Annotated in this window: 16 protein-coding genes; 2 read left to right on the top strand and 14 right to left on the bottom strand. The window is 62.2% G+C overall.

Annotated elements, in window-relative coordinates; translation table 11 throughout:
- Position 1 precedes the first annotated feature (1 nt).
- From tapO to tapM, 3 genes are read right to left on the bottom strand one after another with little or no spacing between them, the layout of a single operon-like run.
- Positions 2 to 601 (bottom strand): PilO family type IV pilus biogenesis protein TapO, encoded by a 600-nt coding sequence (tapO, locus tag ACB039_RS06460; protein ID WP_005329946.1) that lies wholly within the window; start codon positions 599 to 601, stop codon positions 2 to 4.
- Positions 598 to 1,167, bottom strand: coding sequence for a PilN family type IV pilus biogenesis protein TapN (gene tapN, locus ACB039_RS06455; RefSeq protein ID WP_005329944.1), 570 nt, complete (start codon positions 1,165 to 1,167; stop codon positions 598 to 600). The genes tapO and tapN overlap by 4 nt, the downstream gene beginning before the upstream one ends.
- Positions 1,155 to 2,216, bottom strand: coding sequence for a PilM family type IVa pilus assembly protein TapM (gene tapM, locus ACB039_RS06450; protein WP_041205206.1), 1,062 nt, complete (start codon positions 2,214 to 2,216; stop codon positions 1,155 to 1,157). The genes tapN and tapM overlap by 13 nt, the downstream gene beginning before the upstream one ends.
- Positions 2,217 to 2,513: 297 nt before the next feature.
- Here tapM and ACB039_RS06445 point away from each other — a divergent pair, with 297 nt between their 5' ends.
- A complete protein-coding gene (locus ACB039_RS06445; RefSeq protein WP_041205207.1) occupies positions 2,514 to 5,003 on the top strand; it encodes a penicillin-binding protein 1A in 2,490 nt (829 codons plus the stop codon).
- A gap of 56 nt (positions 5,004 to 5,059) precedes the next feature.
- Here ACB039_RS06445 and oxyR read toward each other — a convergent pair whose 3' ends face one another.
- From oxyR to ACB039_RS06430, 3 genes are all read right to left on the bottom strand, one after another.
- Complete coding sequence (oxyR, locus tag ACB039_RS06440) at positions 5,060 to 5,956, bottom strand: DNA-binding transcriptional regulator OxyR (protein WP_005329937.1); 897 nt, start codon at positions 5,954 to 5,956, stop codon at positions 5,060 to 5,062.
- A 164-nt stretch (positions 5,957 to 6,120) separates the two neighbouring features.
- Positions 6,121 to 6,768, bottom strand: a complete 648-nt coding sequence (locus ACB039_RS06435) for a DsbA family protein (protein WP_005329934.1) — start codon at positions 6,766 to 6,768, stop codon at positions 6,121 to 6,123.
- 73 nt (positions 6,769 to 6,841) lie between these two features.
- Positions 6,842 to 7,702, bottom strand: coding sequence for a Vmh family MBL fold metallo-hydrolase (locus ACB039_RS06430; RefSeq protein WP_371165332.1), 861 nt, complete (start codon positions 7,700 to 7,702; stop codon positions 6,842 to 6,844).
- Positions 7,703 to 7,827: 125 nt separating this feature from the next.
- On the opposite strand from ACB039_RS06430, the gene ACB039_RS06425 reads away from it, so the two are divergent.
- The gene (locus ACB039_RS06425; protein ID WP_005329929.1) at positions 7,828 to 8,730 is read left to right on the top strand and encodes a LysR family transcriptional regulator; all 903 of its coding nucleotides are present in this window, start codon (positions 7,828 to 7,830) and stop codon (positions 8,728 to 8,730) included.
- Positions 8,731 to 8,778: 48 nt separating this feature from the next.
- On the opposite strand, the gene ACB039_RS06420 is transcribed toward ACB039_RS06425, so the two are convergent.
- The 8 genes from ACB039_RS06420 to ACB039_RS06385 all read right to left on the bottom strand — a co-directional run bounded on the left by ACB039_RS06420 (position 8,779) and on the right by ACB039_RS06385 (position 15,380).
- Positions 8,779 to 9,561, bottom strand: a complete 783-nt coding sequence (locus ACB039_RS06420; RefSeq protein ID WP_171268658.1) for a BPSS1780 family membrane protein — start codon at positions 9,559 to 9,561, stop codon at positions 8,779 to 8,781.
- 39 nt (positions 9,562 to 9,600) lie between these two features.
- Entirely contained in the window at positions 9,601 to 9,780 is a 180-nt protein-coding gene (locus ACB039_RS06415) for a hypothetical protein (protein WP_371165331.1), read from the bottom strand.
- Positions 9,759 to 10,214 (bottom strand): hypothetical protein, encoded by a 456-nt coding sequence (locus ACB039_RS06410; RefSeq protein WP_371165330.1) that lies wholly within the window; start codon positions 10,212 to 10,214, stop codon positions 9,759 to 9,761. Before ACB039_RS06410 ends, ACB039_RS06415 begins: the two co-directional genes overlap by 22 nt.
- Before the next feature lie 79 nt (positions 10,215 to 10,293).
- The gene (locus tag ACB039_RS06405; protein WP_371165329.1) at positions 10,294 to 10,635 is read right to left on the bottom strand and encodes a hypothetical protein; all 342 of its coding nucleotides are present in this window, start codon (positions 10,633 to 10,635) and stop codon (positions 10,294 to 10,296) included.
- Complete coding sequence (locus ACB039_RS06400; RefSeq protein WP_371165328.1) at positions 10,628 to 11,395, bottom strand: molecular chaperone; 768 nt, start codon at positions 11,393 to 11,395, stop codon at positions 10,628 to 10,630. The genes ACB039_RS06405 and ACB039_RS06400 overlap by 8 nt, the downstream gene beginning before the upstream one ends.
- Positions 11,392 to 13,950 carry a fimbria/pilus outer membrane usher protein gene (locus tag ACB039_RS06395; RefSeq protein ID WP_371165327.1) on the bottom strand — a complete coding sequence of 853 codons (2,559 nt, stop codon included), beginning with the start codon at positions 13,948 to 13,950 and terminating at the stop codon, positions 11,392 to 11,394. The genes ACB039_RS06400 and ACB039_RS06395 overlap by 4 nt, the downstream gene beginning before the upstream one ends.
- A 34-nt stretch (positions 13,951 to 13,984) precedes the next feature.
- A complete protein-coding gene (locus tag ACB039_RS06390) occupies positions 13,985 to 14,746 on the bottom strand; it encodes a fimbria/pilus periplasmic chaperone (protein WP_371165326.1) in 762 nt (253 codons plus the stop codon).
- Between the two features lie 10 nt (positions 14,747 to 14,756).
- Positions 14,757 to 15,380, bottom strand: coding sequence for a fimbrial protein (locus ACB039_RS06385; protein WP_233421492.1), 624 nt, complete (start codon positions 15,378 to 15,380; stop codon positions 14,757 to 14,759).
- Between the last annotated feature and the right edge of the window lie 142 nt (positions 15,381 to 15,522).

The following is a 15,522-nucleotide window of genomic DNA, read 5'->3' as shown; positions in this document are numbered from 1 at the left end:
CTCATGGCTTCTGCTCCAGGGTTTTACCGTTGTATTTGTAGGTCTTGGCCTGCATGGACATGCCTATCAATTCGCCCTGATCCCGGCTTTGATTGAGCTGAAACGACTCCAGGATGACGATGCGCGGCAATGCAGCCATGTCAGCCGTGAACTTGCCAAGCTCGTGATAAGTGCCCACCACCTCGATGCGCATGGGAAGTTCGGTCGAGAATTCGTGTTTGACCTCTGCTTCCCAGTTAATCCTGTTCAATTTGAGCCCGTTGTCGGTGGCGATAAAGCTGATGTCATCCAGCAGCCCTGCCACTTCATGGGTGTTGGGCAGCTGCTTGAGCTGGGCATCCACCAAATGCTCCAGTTGCACCATCTGCTTCCGGTATGCCTCCAGGTTGGCAGCCAGCATGGCCTTGCTCTCGAATTGGGCCTTCAGTTCCTGCTCTTTGACGGCCTCCTGCCGCAAGGCCGTCAGGGAATTGGCAATCACATAGTAGTAGATGGCCCCCCCCAGCAAGGCACAGCAAAACAGGATGAAGATCCCCTTGGCAACCTTGGGCCAACGCGCGATGTCATTGAGATCCAGGTCATTGAACTGTTGCAGGTTCATTTTTGCCCCTTAGCCGCGGCCGGAGCGACGCCGGCAATCTGGAACATCATGGAGAACTGGCTGAGGGCCACGGGCGCCACATCCGCAGTGAAAATAGTGCTGAGCTGAGACTGCCCCAACCAGCCCGAACCATCGATGCGCCTCATCATGCTGGCAACCCGGCCATAGGCTTCAGCCTTGCCGTTGACATCAATTCTGTTGGCCTGCAAGGCCAGGGTATTGAGGTAGACGCCGTTGGGCACCAGCACGGGGAGCTGGTTGAACAGGCGTACCGGTATGTTGCGCCTTGTCTGCAACTGCTCGATAAGCTGCATCCGGTCGATCAGTTCCTTGCGACGCTCCTTGAGCAAGCGGATCTCGCCAAGCTGGGTATCGAGTGTGGCCATCTCCTGCAGCAGACGCTGGTTGCGCTGCTGCTGATACCCGATCTGCTGCTGCACCAGCCAGTCGACGGCAAAGGCAAGGGAGGCCGTGGCCGCGAGGAACAGACCGATCATGATGCCAAACTGTTTCTTCTGACGCTGGGCCCTGGCCAGTCGCCAGGGCAGTAGGTTTATATTTGACATGGTGTGAAGCTCCGCAGTGCCAGACCGAATGCCGCCATGTACTTGGCTCCATGGATGAGGCCTCCTTCTCCCTTCGGCTTGCCAAACAAGGCAAAGGGGTCGGGATGCAGGACGTCACAGTTGAGCTCGCTGCCTATCTGCCCGACGAGACCAGGCAGCAGGCTGCCCCCTCCCGTCAGCACCAGTTTTGACAGCTCCTTGTTGCCCGACGAACTGCAAAATAGCTGCACATTACGCTTTACCTGCAACACCAGGGTGTTGAGATGAGGCAACAACACATCCACCTCATGGTCGGCAGGCAAGCGACCCTGTACCTTGGCAAGCTCCGCCTCGTCCAGACTCATGCTGTAAAAAGAGGCCAGGGCCTGGCTGTATTGATCGCCACCGAAATTCTGCAGACGAGAGTAGACGACCTCCCCCTTGAGCAGCGCGGCAAAGGTCATGGCACTGGCGCCTATGTCGACGATACCGACCGGCTTGTCCCAGGTTTTCAGCTCGGGCAGACAGGCGAGCACGGCACGCCCCAGCGCATGGGCACCCACATCTACCACCATGGTCTTCATATCGGCCTCCATCAGCGCACTGACCCGGCCGTTGACGCTCTCGGTACGCGCCGCACTCAGCAGCACCTCCTGGCGGCTCTCATCTGCCGTCAGGCCGAGGATCTCGAAATCCAGGCTGACCTCATCGAGGGGGAAAGGAATGAGCTGTTCTGCCTCCAGGTGAACCTGGTTCTCCAGCTCGTTCTCGTTGATGTTGGCATCAACCTGAATGACCTTGGTGATGACATTGGAGCCCGTCACGGCCGTGGCCACGAGCTGACAGTCCCCTTGTATGAGCCGCTTGAGCGACTTGAGGGACTGACCGACCCGTTCAATGTCCTGCAGTTGATAATCGACCAGAGTGCCCTTGGGCATGGGGATCTCGGCAACCGATTCGAGATGCACCTTGCCAGGACGTCCGCTGAGGGTGACGGCCTTGATGGTTTGACTGCCAAAATCAATGCCCGCCAAGGAGAGGAGGGATCCCTTACTTAATAGCCCAAACATATACACATCCATGCGTTATTGGGTTTTAGGACTTATTGTAGGACAGTGCATCACGACGTGATGACTTAACTCAATATAATGCTCTATCTATCAATGTCATAAAGTTTATGTCAAAAGTTGACGCGCCTCTCCTTTCGGCCTTGATTGCGGCCCCCTTGGTAATTGCGTCCTGGAATGCTACCCTCCCGCCTCTTCTCGAGGTCGATGTCCCCGGACAGGAAAACCTCGAATCCGCGAGGGTAAAAAGGCTATACTCTGCGCCCGTTGGCTAATTTTAAGACGATTGGTAGTTCTTCCATGCTGAAATGGCTCGTTCGCCTGTTTATTGTCATGATGCTGGGTGCAGTGCTGGGTGTTGCCAGCCTCATCGGCATCTACTTCTACATCAAGCCCCAGTTGCCGGATGTGAGCGCCCTGCGCGATGTCAAACTGGCCACTCCGATGAAGGTGTACAGCCGGGACGGGGAACTGATCTCCCAGTTCGGCGAGATTCGTCGTATCCCGTTGCGGTTGGATGAAATCCCCCAGCCCATGATAGATGCGGTGCTCGCCACCGAGGATGCCCGTTTCTATGAGCACCCGGGCATAGACCCCATCGGCATCATCCGGGCCGCCACCGTCTGGGCCGTCTCCGGCCAGGCCCGCCAGGGCGCCAGTACCATCACCCAGCAGGTTGCGCGCAACTTCTTCCTGAGCAACGAGAAGACCCTAGTGCGCAAGATAAAGGAAGTGTTCCTGGCCTGGCGCATCGAGCAGAATCTCTCCAAGGATGAGATCCTCACCCTTTATCTCAACAAAATCCCCCTCGGTTACCGGGCATTCGGGGTCGGCGCCGCCGCCCAGGTCTACTTCGGCAAAGACGTCAAGGATCTGACCCTGGACGAGATCGCCATCATCGCCGGGTTGCCGAAAGCCCCTTCCATGCTGAACCCCATCCGTTCGCCGGAACGTGCCTTTGCACGTCGCAACGTGGTGTTGGGCCGCATGCTGGAGACCGGCAAGATCACCCAGGCCCAGTTTGACGAGGCCTCCAAGATGCCGGTCAAGGCCCGTTACCACGGTGCCGAGACGACTCTCAATGCCCCATACCTGAGCGAGATGGTGCGCCAGAAGATGGTGGAGCAGTTTGGCGAAGATGCCTACACCATGGGGCTGCACGTCTACACCACTGTTACCGCCAAGCGCCAGCGCGCCGCCCACCAGGCGCTACTGGACGGCGTCTTCGACTATGACACCCGCCACGGCTATCGCGGCCCGACCGCCCTGCTGTGGAAGGCCGGGGAAACGGCCTGGGACTACGACCAGATCATGGCCCATCTGGCCAAGCAACCGACCTACCAACCCCTGATGGCCGCTGTGGTCACCAAGGTCGGCGACAAGAGCGCCACCCTGGTGCTGAAGAATGGCAAGCAGGCAGAACTCGGCTGGAACGGTATCAAGTGGGCCCGAACTTTCATCACCGATGATCGCCAGACCTATCCACCGAAATCGGCACGGGACGTACTGAAGGTCGGCGCCCAGATCTGGGTGCGGGAGAAAGGGGAAGAGCTGCTGCTCTCCCAGATCCCTGACGTCAACGCCGCCCTGGTCGCCATGAACCCGCAGGACGGTGCCATCGAGGCCCTGGTTGGTGGCTTCAGCTTCGAGATCTCCAAGTTCAACCGGGTCGATCAGGCTCGTCGCCAGGTCGGCTCCAACATCAAGCCCTTCCTCTATGCCACCGCGCTGGAGCAGGGTTATACCCTGGCATCCCTCATCAACGACGCCCCGATCAACCAGTGGGATCCCGCCAAGGGCCCCATGTGGCAGCCCAAGAACTCGCCGGCCATCTATGAAGGCCCGACCACATTGCGCCTTGGCCTCGCCAAGTCCAAGAACGTGATGTCGGTCCGGCTGATGCGCGCCATCGGGCTGGATACCTATATCGATGGCCTGACCCGCTTCGGCTTCGCCCGCGAGCACATCTCCGCCAACGAATCCCTGGCCCTGGGGGCCGCCGAGTTCACTCCGCTGGAAGTGGTGCGCGGCTACTCCGTGCTGGCCAATGGCGGCTTCCAGGTGACGCCTTACTTCATCACCGAAGTGACCGACAGCTTTGGCACTCCCCTGTATCAGGCCAATCCGGCCGCCGCCTGCCGCGACTGCGGTGTACTGGCCGCCGCCGGGCTCGACAGCGCCGATGCCTACGCCAACACAGTCCCTGACTGGAAGGCACAGTGCCCGATTGACCCTGTCGTGCCCAACAACATGGCACCCCAGACCATCAGTGCCCAGAGCGCCTTCCTGATCACCGATACACTGACCACCGCCATCTGGGGTGGCAATGGCTGGCGTGGTACCGGCTGGCGCGCGGCCCGTGACCTCAAGCGTCACGACATCTCGGGCAAGACGGGGACCACCAACGAATCGAGGGATGCCTGGTTCTCCGGTTACACCCCGAATCTGGTAGCTACCTCCTGGATCGGTTTTGACAACCACCAGCGCGGTCTCGGCCGAGCCGAATTCGGGGGCGGCGCCGCCCAGCCCATCTGGATCGACTTCATGAAGACGGCCCTGCAGCAAGTGCCAGAGCGCAAGATGCCGGTCCCCGAAGGGATCATGCAGGTACGCATCGATCGTGAGACAGGTCTGCTGACCAACCGTGCCGATGGCGCCAGCATGGAGGAGTTCTTCAAGGAAGGCACTGAACCGACCCGCTATGCGAGCCAGCTCTCCGATGGCAATCAGGTCTACGGCGGCGATGGCTCCAGTAGCGATGGCCCCGTCTCCACCGACGACATCTTCTAAGCTGCCCATTGAGGCAAAAAAACCGGCGCTCTGGCGCCGGTTTTTTTATCTGCACTTCAGCCGAGCAGCCCTTTCATCAGGGCCGAGATGCGGGAGGCCAGTTCATTGAAGCAGGGGCGGCGCACCGAGTAGTGACGATAGAGCAGGGAGATGGTGCGCCCCGGTACCGGGTCTATCACCGGACGATAGCTGACGCCCCTCTCCTCGGCGTTGGCGGGCACCGCCAGCTTCGGCACCAGCGTCATGCCGCTGCCGGCCGCCACCATGTTGCGCAGGGTCTCGAGGCTGGTGCCCTTGAAGCGCTGATCCTCGCCGATGCCGGCGGCAAAACAGAATCCCAGCGCCTGCTCCCGCAGACAGTGGCCATCGGCCAACATCAACAATTTTTTGCCCTTGAGATTGTGCAGTGGCACCGCCCTGGCACTGGCTTCCGGATGATGTTGGGGCACCGCCAGCCACATAGGCTCCTGATAGAGAGGGATGGAGCCAAAGCCGTCCATGCCCTCCAGCTCGGCGAGCACCAGGCAATCAAGCTCTCCTTCCTCCAGCCGCTTGAGCAGCACCTGGGTCTGCTCCTCGTAGAGATAGAACTCCAGCTTGGGGAAGTGTTCCCTCAGATCCTGAATGATGTGGGGCAAGAGATAGGGACCCACGGTGGGAATGAAGCCGATGTGGATCTCACCTGACATGGGCTCGGCGAAGTGCTGGCCTATGCTCTTGAGCTCGCGCACCTCTTTGAGCACCTTGCGGGCCTGCCGGGCCATGGCATCGCCGGCCGGGGTAAACAACACCTTGCGGGAGGTGCGCTCGATCAGGATCACCCCCAGCTCATCTTCCAGCTTGCGCAGCTGGCCGCTCAGGGTCGGCTGGCTGACGAAGCAGCGCTCCGCCGCCTTGCGAAAATGTTTCTCCTCTTCCAGCGCTACCAGGTACTCGAGATCGCGAAGGTTCATAGGTACTGCATCCTGCCAATCAAAGAGGCCGTTAGCATGCCCAAGAACGGTGCGGGGGACAAGGGAAGCCCGAAACGGGGAGCGCTCTCCCCTGCCTCGCTCACCCGACATGCCCATTGCCGTGACCCTGAGGGCCGGTGCGGCAAACCCGGGCATGGCCCGGATCAGTCCGCCATCAGGGCGGCAAGATGGCTCGCGAAGGCTTGCGGCTCCCCCAAGAACGAGGAGGCGGGCAGCGGGATGAGACTTCCCCCCCGCATCAGCCCGAGAGTGGGGAACCCCTGCCCGCCGAGCCGGCGCAGCCAGCCCTGGCTTTGGGCCAGATGCCCGGCGAGATCCACTTGACCAAAGGCCAGGGCGAACGCCTCCGGCGTGATGCCCTGCTCCTGCGCCAGCCGCACGAGATGGGCCTGGTCACCGACCCACTGACCGTCAAGGTAATGGGACTGCTGAATGCGATGCAGCAGGCTCAAACCATCACCACCCAGCTCGGTGACCGCCAGTATGGCCCGGATCGGGGGCTCGGAGTCGAGCAAGAGGCCGTCGCTGAGCAAGAGCTCGTTGAAGTAGCGCTCACCGAAAAGCTGGCCGGTCAGTGCCTGGATCCGTTCGTCATGGGGGCGGACATGGTCCCGCAGGGCCTGGCCCATGGGCTGGCGGCGCGAGCCCAGCCAGAGGCCGCCCGCATGCAGCGCGATCTGCAGGGTCGGGAGCCCGGCCGCGGCCTCAAGCAGGGGGGCGGCGCCATAGCACCAGCCACAGAGGGGGTCATAGACATAATGGAGGGTGATTTGCTGTTCGCTCATATTCATTCTCACTTCAATCTTGGATAAAAAACCGGGCCCTGGGGCCCGGTAAAAAACACAGGGAAAAGGACTCAGGCCATTACCACTTCATCTCGCCCATGTTGACCTTGGCACCTATGGCCAGACCATCGTCAACCGGCAGGGACGGAAAGGCCTTCTTCAGGCCCTCGATCAGCTGATCGCTGTTCTTGGCGGTGGCCAACGCCTGCTCGAAGCGCTGGACGTAGTCACGGGTAAAGGTCACTGCGGCAGAGCCTTTAGGCGCGGTGCCCAGGAAGTGGCCCGGCACTACACGCTCGGGTTTCAGGGCCAGCAGGTTGTCCAGCGCCTTGACCCAGTTGCTGCGGGCCGCTTTGGTCTGGCTGTCCGCCATCCAGACATGCACCCCGTGGTAAACCGGCACGCCACCAAACGCCGTCTTGATCGAGGGGGCCCAGAGGTAGGCATTCGGGGTGTTCATCTCCTTGATTTCAATCTTCTCGCCATCCAGCGTCAGGTGGGAGGCCGTCATCACCTGCGGCACGGTCAGACTCTTGGGTGCGCCCTCTCCCAGGATCGGGCTCCAGTAGCTCAGCTTGGCATCCTTGGTCTGGTTGATATGGTCAACCACATGCTGGTCGGCCAGCACTTTGACATCCGGGAACGCCGCCATGACGGGCTCCAGACCGAAGTAGAAGTCGGGGTCACCGGCACTGATATAAACAGTGGTCAGCTTCTTGCCGCTCTTCTTGATCATCTCGACCACCGCCTGACCATGTTGCACGTCGAACTGGGCATCGATCAGGATCGCCTCCTTATCACCGGTCACCAGTGAGGAGGAGACCGGGAAGATCGCCTTCTCGCCAGGGTTGTAGACGGTCACGCTCAGGGGGGCGGCCAGTGCAGCGCCACTCAGCAGGGTGGTCGCCAGCGTCAGGTTACGGATCAGGGTGTTGTTCATCATCTATTCCTCATCAAGTATTCGGGGTTCATTTGATGGACAGAGTGTATTGGATCGCCTAAGTTGCAAATACAGCGTAAAAAGCGCATCACTGTTGCATATATCGAACATATAGAGAGCCATAGATGGATCGACTGACCGCATTGCGGGTCTTCGTCAGCGTTGTCGAACAGGGGAGTCTGAGCGGCGCCGGAGAGAAACTGGAGATGTCCCGCGCCATGGTCTCGCGCTATCTGGCCGAGCTGGAGCGCTGGATGGGGGCCAGACTGCTGCACCGCACCACCCGCCGGCTGAGCCTGACCGGGCCGGGGGAAGAGGCACTGAACCGGGCCAGGGCCATGCTGGCGCTGGGAGAAGAGATGGAGCACCTGGCCATCCGCAGTGACGAGGCCCCCAAGGGGCAACTACGCATTACCAGCAGCTACTCCCTCTCCGAAGCGCTGCTGGTCAAGGCGGCGGACGACTACCTGGCTCGCTACCCCGCTACGGCCATCGACATCCTGCTGCTGGACAGAACCGTCAACCTGGTGGAGGAGCGGATCGATCTCGCGGTGCGCATCACCAACGATCTGGATCCCAACCTGGTGGCGCGCCGCCTCGGCACCTGCCACTCCGTAGTCTGTGCCAGCCCCGCCTATCTGGCCCATCATGCGCCGCCGCAGCGGGTGCAGGAGCTGGCTCTGCACAACTGCCTCACCTACACCTATTTCGGCAAGAGCCTGTGGGAATTTCAGGGGCCCGAGGGCCCGGAGTCCGTGCCGGTGAGCGGCAACCTCAGCGCCAACATCTCCAACCTGCTGCTGGCGGCGACCCTGGATGGGGCGGGGATCAGCCTGCAACCCGCTTACTCGGTGCAGGCCCACCTGGAGAGCGGCGCCCTGGTGCCCCTGCTGACCCAGTGGCAACCCAAGCAGCTCGGCGTCTATGCCGTCTATGGCACCCGCAAGCAGATGTCTCCCCTGCTGCGCAGCTTCCTCGACTTCCTGATCGCGCACATGGCGGACGATCCCCTGTGGCAGGCCCGCTGAGAGCTAATGAAAAAGGGGCCTGTCGGCCCCTGTCATCCCTGTGTCGGCTTATGCCTCGAAACCAAACGCCTTGACCGGCGGCTCGCCGTCGTCGGCAGCCTCCTCGTCCACATAGATGTCGCGATAGGCGGCGTAGATGGAATAGTTGATGGCCGGCAGCACCACCAGCAAGCCCACCAGCATCAGCAGCGCACCAAAGAAGATCAACACGGCCCCCAGCAGCCCCCACCAAAGGAAGGGCCACATATTGCTCAAGCAACCCTTGAAGCTGAGCCTGGCCGCCTGCCAGACCCCCACGCCGTGGAAGAAGATGAGGGCGGGAGCGAAGGTGATGGCCATCAGCACGGGCACCAGCAAGGCCAGCCCCAGCAACAGGCAGAGCAGGAACCCCTGCGCCTGTTCGGGCGTCAGGGTCAGGGTCTCCGGATCCTGGGAGAGCAGACCGGTCAGGCCCCACTGATGCAGCATGAAGGCGCAGATGAGCAGTATCCCCATGAACAGGGCGAGCACCATCAGCCCCCCCAACATCAACGGGGTCAGCCGGTGACGGAAACCGGCGAAGAAATCGGCGAACTGCAGGGGCTGGCCCTCATGACCCCGGCGGGCCACCGCCACCCAGCCAGCGCCCCACACCATGTAGAGCAACTGGGAGATGAAGCCCCCTGCCGGCAGCTGTTCCAGCAACATGCCCACCAGGAACCAAATCACTATCATGGCCACACTGGCGCCCATGCCCCTGTTGAAGATATCGAACCCGGTGCGGATCCAGATCCAGCCCTGCCCTATGGTGTGGCGTTTGGGTTCGCGGCGCAGGGCGCTGTCACTGTTCATCATTGACCTCGTCGAAAATAGCAGCAGAAAACCCTGTCATCAGGGCACGCTCACCGTGACCATGATGGTGCCCGTGTAAGAACCGGTGCGCACCACCTGACCCGGCAACCGGGTCGGATACAGCCTCACCTGATATTGGGTGTTGTGGCTGGCCGCCGAGTAGGGTACCGCGATGGCAGTATCAAATGGAATAGGAGTCAGCGTATCCTGCTCGACCATGCCCACCCCGACCCCGGCCAGGCTGGTGGTGATGAAGCGATTCTGGCTGCTGAGCGCCCCCCGAAGCTGTATTGCAGCGGCACCAGATAGTCACTCGGGATCTGGCTGCAGGTCACGCTCACATTGACGCTGCGCGGGGCATAACCCCTGGGTATCTCCCCCTCGACGAAGGCACTCTGCGCCACGGCGCCGAGATCGATGGGAATGCTGGTGCCGGCCGGGAACTGGCAGGTCGGTGTCGAGGTGACGCTGATGTTCATCGCCAGGGTGCTGAAGGCATTGACCGGGCTGGTGTCGGGTACACTGGCTCGGCGCACGAAGAGGTGGGCGACGGTGCCGTTGAAGGTCTGGGTACCCATGACCCCCTTGAGCAGCTTCAGGGTATAACGGCCGCCATTCACGTTGATTCCCCCCAGCAGGGAGACATTCAGCAACCCACCGACACAGGCACTGAGCAGCCCTGTGGTCGTGGCGCTGAAGGGAACTTCCTGGTATCCCCCTGCCGCATTGAACTCAGTTTTGAGGCCAAAATAGGGATTGAGTTTGATGAGGGGTGCCCAGAGGATCGGAGACGGTGGGCAGGTTGGTGGTCCCCTGGTAATAGACGGTCACAAACAGCCCCACCGAGATCCCGGTGCAATCACAGGTAGCCGTGCCCGTGGTCGAGAAGGCGGTGGGACCGCTGGTTTCTCCGGACTGATAGAGGGTACTGGTAGTGATGGGGCCGGTCGCCACGAAGGGACTGGTGCACTGGCCATTGACGGCCCGTGCTTCGCCCGCCCATAAGCTCCCCAGCAACAGCAGCGCCGCCACCAGCAAGGAAGGCAGGCCCAGGTTTCCGACACCGTCACTCATCCCGCTCTCCTAAATGCCTGCTCAGGACAAATTCCTGCTCATGATAATTGCCATCGTCGTCTATCCAGCGCAGCCGCCCGCGGGCCCCCGTCGGCACGGCACCCGCCATGGGAAGCGACAGGGAACCATAAGGTGGCAACACCCCGCCCTCACGCCAGGCGAGGTGTGGCCCGCTCAGCAACACCTCGCTCAGGCTGATGTGAAAGGGGCCAGGATTGCTGACCCTAAGCCCGCCCCCCTCCAACCCCTGCCAGCCAAGCCGGCTAACCGCCTCGGCCGGGGAGCCCGCCAGGCCGGACGGCCGGTAGAACAGCTTGATGCGGGTGCGATACGCCAGCTGCATGCTCCCCTGCGAGGCCTGCGCCTTGGGGGGCAGCCCGAGGACATTGAGCCAGAACAGGGACTCCCTGTCTTGGGGAAGCCCACTCAGATCCGCTCCCAGGATGCGCAACACCTGCCCCCTCTGCGACCCCAGCCGCATCATGGGCGGCACCACCAGAAAGGGGGTCGAGACATCGGCCGGCCCCTGCTGCTCATTGCCGCCATCGACCCAGGCCTGCAGCAGGCTGGGCTCGCTGCCGTCGTTGCGCACCATCAGGCTGGCCTCAGTGCCCACCTCATAGATCACCCGGGTACGCATCAGGTTCAGGGCGGCCTCACTGCTTGAGCACCACAGCAGGGAGCCCAACGCCAGCCATGACAGCATGGCGTATCCTTCCTGGGCCCGGCACCAGCCATGGCAATCAAGGGTGTCTCTCATGAACTTGCTCCCGAAGCGAGACAGCGGGCGGCGACCTGCTGATAGGGCATGGCAGGATCCGGCCGAGGGACCCGGTAATCGAGCCGGCACCGCTCATCCCCCTCCTTGCCCCACTGGACATGGAGGGCCCCCTGCTCACCACGCACGAAGATGAGCCCCCCCTGACCGACCACGGCCACGGCATCGCCGCGGCCATCGACCACCTCGGCCCCAAAGGGAGGCGCACTGCCATCCTGACGCACGGCCTTGAGCAGCAAGGGCTGACCGACATGGGTCTCGTATGCCAGCTTGACGATGGCACCCCGGCGCGGGGCCACCATCTGGGCGCTGCCATCTATCTCCACATCCAGCGGCAAGCCGCTGGGATCCAGACCGATGATATTGGTGCGATAGGGGTTGAGCCCAGCCAGCACGGCATAGCCATCCCCATCCACCTCGCTGCCGATCCCGTGGCTGACCCTGGCTCCCTGGGCCCCCTTGGCCTCCACCAGCGCCATCGTCTCTCCTTGCGTCTGCCCCAGCACCCAGCCTTCCTCATGGACCAGCAGGGTTCCCTTGGCCGAGGCCACATACTGGGCGTACCCTTCCCCCTGGCTGGTACTCAACCCCAGCTGGGTGGCCGCCGTCTGATACTGCAGGTTGGCACCATAGCTCAGGGCCGAGCTGCTACTCCCCCGACTCTGATTGCCATAGACACCGTAATAGAAACGCCCGTCCCGGGTCCCTCCGTTGAGATCCAGTCTGGCGCTGGCGCCCTGTCCCTCCTGATAGGAGAGAGTGCTGCCAAGGCGCGGCGCCCCCAGCTTGTCCCCGATGGGGATGCTGAGGCTCAGCACGTATTGATCCCCGACCCCCTGCTCCAGGGAGTGGCTGGCCGACAGGGTCAGGCTGCCCCAGTCAAATCCCCGGTTGTAGCCGAGCTGGAAGCTGCTGCTCTCCCCCTGTCCCTCCCAGTAGTCGCGGCGAATGCCGTTGAAGTAGAGATCCCCCCACTCTCCCACCGGCTGATTGATGTTGAGCTGGAAGCGGTTGCGCTCCCGCTGCAACCTGTCCAGCGCCTGGGCCTGTATCGCCGCCACGTCGTTGAGGTCGAGATAGCCTTCGCTGGAGAAGCGATAGGCGGCCAGGGTGAAATAGGTCTGGGTCCTCTCCATCTGTTTGCTGTAGGTGAGGCGATAGCTCTGACCGGCGAGGGAATCGGGCACGTTCGCGCTGGCGGGCAACCCCCGCGCCCAGGAGCCGGTCACATCCAGGGCCAGGGCGCCGTAGTCCGAGCCCACGGCCACGCCCCCCAGCAGGGCGCCGTAATCCTCAGCGGCTATGGTTCCGCCATATAGGGTCAGGGCATCCGAGAAGCCGCGCCTGTAGGTGCCTTGCAGAAAATCCGGACCATCGGGACCCGCATCATTGCGATAGCGTCCTAGGGTCAGGCTGAAACGGGAGGTGTCCTCTCGCAACATCTGCACCACGGAGGAGAACGGCAGGGTGAAGCTGCGCTCGCTGCCATCCGCCTCCGTGATGGTCACATCCAGATCACCGGCAAAGCTGGTGGCATAGAGATCGTCGATGGCAAAGGCGCCGGGGGCGACCTGAGTCTCATAGATGAGGGCGCTGCCCTGCCGGATGCTGACCCTGGCATTGCTCTGGGCCACCCCGCGCACCACGGGGGCAAAGCCCCGCTCGAAATCCGGCAGCATGGCGTCGTCGCTGGCGAGCTGCACGCCGGTGAAGGGCACGCTGTCGAAGCTGTCGCCCGGGGTGAAGTACTCCCCAAGGGTCAGCTGGGCTTTGCGGGAGGTGACATCCCGCTGCGCATAGCTGTTGAGGGGCTGATAGCCGCCCCCCTGGTTGCCCAGCCAGGAGCCGTTGTGGCGCAAGCGCCAGGCACCAAGGTTGATGCCGGTGTTGAGGTTGACGCTGCTGCTCAATGGCTCCCCTGTGCTCCCCTGCTCGCTGTAATAGAGGTTGGCGTTATAGCCGACGAAGGCCGCATTGATCCCCTGCACCCACTGCTCCGGCCCCACATAGTCCCGCCTGACCTGACCGAGATAAGCCTGGGGCAGGCTGAGTGCTCCGCTCAGACTGGCCAGATCGAAGGTGAAACTGGCCCCCGGTACCAGGGATCCCACCTCGATGCAGTCGCTCCGGAGTTGCTGCTGCACCGCCCCCTGATCGGGCAGCTTGTCGACCAGCAGTCCCCACTGGGTCAGCTGATCCGGATGAAAACAGAACAGAGGCGTCCCGGGATCCTGCCCCACTCTCACCTCCACCTGCTGGCTCATCCTATCCTTGCCATTGATGGTGATGTCGAGCTGGTAGCGTCCGGGGGGGATGAAGTCGGCACGGGAGAAGCGGGCCAGATCGATGTTGATCCCCAGGCTGTCGAGCAGGCGGCTGTCAAACTCGATGTCTGCGGGTGGGCTGTCTGTTTGCCCGGACACCTCTTCCCCCACGGCAAGGGGGCCACAGAGCATGAAGAAGAGGCACCAGCCACCAGGGACGAGCCAGCAGTCCTGCGGAAAAACATGGAAAGGGAGTGACACTCTGGCGGTCATGGCATCCCCCTCAGCGCCAGCGCATGCACCGGGATCAACGGAAGACGAATTGGCCCACCTCGCGGGCACCATAGTCGTTGAGCCAATAGAAGGTCACTGCCTTGGCATGGACAGCCCCGGACAGCGGCTCAAGGGGAAAATCGAAGCTGCCCCCCGGCGCCACCATGCCGCCACTCAAGTTGCTGTAGCGCTTCGACGACGCCGTCGCCTGCAGCTCCAGATTGCTGATGCTGACGTGATAGAGGCTGGGGTTGCTGGCACGCAGTGCGTAACCGTCCCCCTGACGGATCAGGCGCCAGCTCAACTGCTTGGCGGAGCGCTCGACATTGCCAGGCAGCCCGGATGGCCGGTAGAACATCTTGATCCTGGAGCGGAAGGCGAGCTGCACCAGATTCTGCCCCGCCTGGGTCGACTTCACGCTCGGCGGCACCTCAAGCACGTTCAGCCAGAATACCGATTCACGATCCTGAGGCAGCCCCTGCCCCACGTACGCCAGGCGCAGGGACTGGCCACGCTGGGCCTCGATGCGGGTGATGGGAGGCGTTACCAGGAAGGGGAGCGCCTCGGCGCCGGGCCGGATGCGGCGATCGCCCGCATCTATCCACACCTGTACCAGCGAGGGGGTGCTCCCCTTGTTGGTCAGCTCCAGGGTGACCTCACGGGCGTTGGCCGGGTAGATGACCCGGGTGCCCGAGATCTGGACATGGCCCCAGGCCAGCCAGGGCAGGAGCAGCACGCACCAGAGCGTGAGCCTCAGCCCCGCCCTGCGGGGCCGATGGATGCGAAGCGCCTTCATGACAGAGCGCTCAGTGGTAGTCCAGGGAGTAGATGAGATCCGCCGAAACCAGGCCGGCACCGACGGCACCGGTGGCAATGTACTGGGCACTGTAGTAGAGGGTTGCCCCGCCGGTAGCACTGAAATTGACCAGCACGTTGTTGCCTGTGTTGGTCCTCAGGTCGATGGGAGTGCTGTTGGCCGAGAGGATCTGCACCTCCACGTTCTGGGCCGGGTTCTTGCCGCCCGAGGCGACGGCATTGTTGCTGAGGTTGCCCGTGGTCTGTTCCACCCCGATGTTTTCGAAGTAGGCACGTACCGATCCTGTGGTCGGGCAACTGGTGAGGGCGAGGTTGAAACCGGTCGCCCCCGCCGTCTGCCCTATGGTGCCGAGCGCATTGGTGCTGACGGTCGGCAGGGTCACGGTCGCCGACGCCGTACCCCCGTTGACCGCGATGGCACAGGTCCCGGCGGTCACCTCGCCATTGATGGTAATGACCCCGTTGAAGGCGGCAACGGATGCCGACATCCCCATACTGAGTCCGAGTATCAAGAGAGCCTTCGTCTTCATCACAACCTCCACCTGTCCCTGGATGTCGCTGGCGACCGCCGTGTCCCCTGCCAGTGCCTTGCTGCCTGCCGTCATAGGTGCCATTCAAAGACACCTTTAGTGACACATTAGTAAATAGCATGAAATTCTCAATCTTGCCGTGCGGCACAGTCTCCTGTCCGGCGCCATGGCGCGAGGTGACGGACAGCCGGGCAAGAATGTGGCATCATTTTCCCCCTTTTTATCT

It is taken from the genome of Aeromonas sp. S2(2024) (assembly GCF_041402505.1).
GTDB lineage: Bacteria > Pseudomonadota > Gammaproteobacteria > Enterobacterales > Aeromonadaceae > Aeromonas > Aeromonas media.
Note: the sequence above shows the minus strand (reverse complement) of the source record. Positions and strands in the feature narration are given on the sequence as shown.

Coding starts and splice junctions, on each gene's coding strand:
- ACB039_RS06405 (WP_371165329.1), bottom strand. CDS start 10,635: ATGAGTGACGGTGTCGGAAACCTGGGCCTGCCTTCCTTGCTGGTGGCG.
- ACB039_RS06420 (WP_171268658.1), bottom strand. CDS start 9,561: ATGAACAGTGACAGCGCCCTGCGCCGCGAACCCAAACGCCACACCATA.
- ACB039_RS06400 (WP_371165328.1), bottom strand. CDS start 11,395: ATGAGAGACACCCTTGATTGCCATGGCTGGTGCCGGGCCCAGGAAGGA.
- ACB039_RS06425 (WP_005329929.1), top strand. CDS start 7,828: ATGGATCGACTGACCGCATTGCGGGTCTTCGTCAGCGTTGTCGAACAG.
- ACB039_RS06430 (WP_371165332.1), bottom strand. CDS start 7,702: ATGAACAACACCCTGATCCGTAACCTGACGCTGGCGACCACCCTGCTG.
- ACB039_RS06385 (WP_233421492.1), bottom strand. CDS start 15,380: ATGGCACCTATGACGGCAGGCAGCAAGGCACTGGCAGGGGACACGGCG.
- ACB039_RS06390 (WP_371165326.1), bottom strand. CDS start 14,746: ATGAAGGCGCTTCGCATCCATCGGCCCCGCAGGGCGGGGCTGAGGCTC.
- ACB039_RS06395 (WP_371165327.1), bottom strand. CDS start 13,950: ATGACCGCCAGAGTGTCACTCCCTTTCCATGTTTTTCCGCAGGACTGC.
- ACB039_RS06435 (WP_005329934.1), bottom strand. CDS start 6,768: ATGAATATGAGCGAACAGCAAATCACCCTCCATTATGTCTATGACCCC.
- oxyR (WP_005329937.1), bottom strand. CDS start 5,956: ATGAACCTTCGCGATCTCGAGTACCTGGTAGCGCTGGAAGAGGAGAAA.
- tapM (WP_041205206.1), bottom strand. CDS start 2,216: ATGTTTGGGCTATTAAGTAAGGGATCCCTCCTCTCCTTGGCGGGCATT.
- ACB039_RS06415 (WP_371165331.1), bottom strand. CDS start 9,780: ATGGTCGAGCAGGATACGCTGACTCCTATTCCATTTGATACTGCCATC.
- ACB039_RS06445 (WP_041205207.1), top strand. CDS start 2,514: ATGCTGAAATGGCTCGTTCGCCTGTTTATTGTCATGATGCTGGGTGCA.
- tapN (WP_005329944.1), bottom strand. CDS start 1,167: ATGTCAAATATAAACCTACTGCCCTGGCGACTGGCCAGGGCCCAGCGT.
- tapO (WP_005329946.1), bottom strand. CDS start 601: ATGAACCTGCAACAGTTCAATGACCTGGATCTCAATGACATCGCGCGT.